The following is a 2,588-nucleotide window of genomic DNA, read 5'->3' on the forward strand; positions in this document are numbered from 1 at the left end:
AGATCTGTGGACGGGAGCTGCCTGCCTGCATTCGCCGCCGGCATTCGGGCTCTCCCCTCTTGATCGAGCGGCCTCGCCTGAACATGTTGGCGTCTTCCGTATCCAGTCCCGGTTCCCGATCGTCATGTCAGAACACAGCAATGCTCCCGTGATGCACGCCACCACCATCCTGATGGTGCGCAAGGGCGGACGCGTCGTCATCGGCGGCGATGGGCAGGTCTCGCTCGGCCCGACGATCATGAAGGGCAATGCGAAGAAGGTTCGCCGCCTCGCCAAGGGGCAGGTGATCGCGGGCTTCGCTGGAGCGACCGCCGATGCCTTCACGTTGTTCGAGCGACTTGAGAGCAAGCTCGAACAGTATCCGACGCAGTTGCTGCGCGCCTGTGTAGAGCTTGCCAAGGATTGGCGCACCGATCGCTACCTGCGCCGGCTGGAGGCGATGCTTCTCGTCGCCGACAAGGACGTCTCGCTGCTGATTTCCGGCACCGGCGACGTGCTGGAGCCTGAGGCGAGCGAGCATGGCGCGGTGATGGCGATCGGCTCCGGCGGCAATTATGCGCTGTCGGCCGCGCGCGCCCTGATCGATGTCGAGCCGGATGCCGAGACGATCGTGCGCAAGGCGATGAAGATCGCCGGCGACATCTGCGTCTACACCAACCACAGCCTCGTCATCGAGACGCTGGAAGCGGCTTGAGCGCTGGCTGCGCCAGGTCCCAGGACATTTTTTCCGGATATCGTAACGCAATGACCAGTTTTTCCCCCCGCGAGATCGTTTCCGAGCTCGATCGTTTCATCGTCGGCCAGAAGGACGCCAAGCGCGCCGTCGCCATCGCGCTGCGCAACCGCTGGCGCCGCCAGCAGCTCGAAGGGCCGCTGCGCGAGGAGGTATCGCCCAAGAACATCCTGATGATCGGGCCGACCGGCTGCGGCAAGACCGAGATCGCGCGGCGCCTCGCCAAGCTCGCGAACGCGCCCTTCCTCAAGGTCGAGGCGACCAAGTTCACCGAGGTCGGCTATGTCGGCCGCGACGTCGAATCCATCGTGCGGGACCTCGTCGAGGTTGCGATCGCGCTGGTGCGCGAGAACCGGCGCAAGGATGTCGAGGCCAAGGCCCATCTGGCGGCCGAGGAGCGCGTGCTCGACGCCCTGGTCGGCGCGAATTCCAGCCCGGCGACGCGCGACTCCTTCCGCCGGAAGCTGCGCAACAACGAGCTCGACGACAAGGAGATCGAGGTCGAGGTCGCCGCTGGATCGGGTGCGTCGACGCCGATGTTCGATTTGCCGGGCATGCCCGGCGCCTCGATCGGCGCGATCAACCTCTCCGACATGTTCGGAAAGGCCTTCGGCCAGAAGGGCAAGCCGAAGCGCATGCTGGTCAAGGACGCCTATCAGCCCCTGCTCGCGGAGGAGAGCGACAAGCTGATCGATCAGGATGCGATCGTGCAGGCCGCGATCCGCGAGGTCGAGAACAACGGCATCGTCTTCCTCGACGAGATCGACAAGATCTGCGCCCGGGAGGGCAAGGGCGGCGGCGCCGATGTCTCTCGCGAAGGCGTCCAGCGGGACCTGCTGCCGCTGATCGAGGGCACAACCGTCGCGACCAAGCATGGCGCGGTGAAGAGCGACCACATCCTGTTCATCGCCTCCGGCGCCTTCCATGTCTCGCGCCCGTCCGACCTGCTGCCGGAGCTGCAGGGCCGGCTGCCGATCCGTGTCGAGCTCAACCCGCTCGACATCGAGGATTTCAAGCGCATCCTGACCGAGACCGAGGCGAGCCTGATCAAGCAGTCGGTGGCTCTGATGGCGACCGAGGAGGTGACGGTCGAGTTCAGGCCCGATGCGATCGATGCCATCGCCCGCATAGCAGTGGACGTGAACTCCACGGTCGAGAATATCGGTGCGCGCCGGCTTCAGACCGTGATCGAGCGGATCCTCGACGAGATCTCCTTCACGGCGCCGGATCGCTCGGGCGAGACGGTCGTCATCGATGCGGATTATGTCGAGGGGCGGATAGGGGACCTCGCGAAGAACGCCGACCTGAGCCGGTTCATCCTCTGATGGATAAGCCGGCCGAGTTCGCGCCGGATTCATCCCGTCTCGCCCGTGACTCCGCCGTCGTCGGTGCGGCGACCGTCGCGTCGAGGCTGCTCGGATTCGCACGCGACGTGCTGATCGCCCGGCTGCTCGGCGCAGGCCCGGTCGCAGATGCCTATCTCGCTGCGCTGCGCCTGCCCAATCTCGTCCGGCGCGTGCTTGGCGAAGGCGGCCTCAACGCCCCCTTCGTGCCGATCTATCTCGGGATAGCGCGCGAGCGCGGCGCGGCCGACGCGCACCGCTTCGCGGCGGAAGCCACCGGCAATCTCGCCTTTCTGTTGCTGCTGCTGGTCGCGGCAGGCGAACTCTTCGCGCCCTGGCTGGTGCTCGGTCTTGCCGGAGGATTCGCCGGCGAGCCGGCGACGCTGGCCTTCGCCGCGCATTATACGCGGCTGATGCTTCCCTTCCTGATGCTGACGACGCTGGCCGCGCTGCTGGCGGCGCTGCTCAATGCGGAAAGGCGCTTCGTCGTGGCCGCGCTGGCGCCGGCCTTG

The 2,588-nt window shown here is 66.3% G+C and carries 3 protein-coding genes; all 3 read left to right on the forward strand.

Annotated elements, in window-relative coordinates:
* Nucleotides 1-124: 124 nt before the first annotated feature.
* Nucleotides 125-694: an ATP-dependent protease subunit HslV gene (gene hslV / locus ACIPIA_RS13965; protein WP_400510417.1), complete on the forward strand. Its 570-nt coding sequence runs from the start codon at nucleotides 125-127 to the stop codon at nucleotides 692-694.
* Between the two features lie 50 nt (nucleotides 695-744).
* Nucleotides 745-2,058: an ATP-dependent protease ATPase subunit HslU gene (gene hslU / locus ACIPIA_RS13970; RefSeq protein WP_400510418.1), complete on the forward strand. Its 1,314-nt coding sequence runs from the start codon at nucleotides 745-747 to the stop codon at nucleotides 2,056-2,058.
* Nucleotides 2,058-2,588 (forward strand): lipid II flippase MurJ (locus ACIPIA_RS13975; RefSeq protein WP_400510420.1); only part of this gene is annotated, 531 nt, incomplete at its 3' end. The genes hslU and ACIPIA_RS13975, both read left to right, overlap by 1 nt.

This window comes from Allobosea sp. CER48, assembly GCF_044752385.1.
Taxonomy (GTDB): domain Bacteria; phylum Pseudomonadota; class Alphaproteobacteria; order Rhizobiales; family Beijerinckiaceae; genus Allobosea.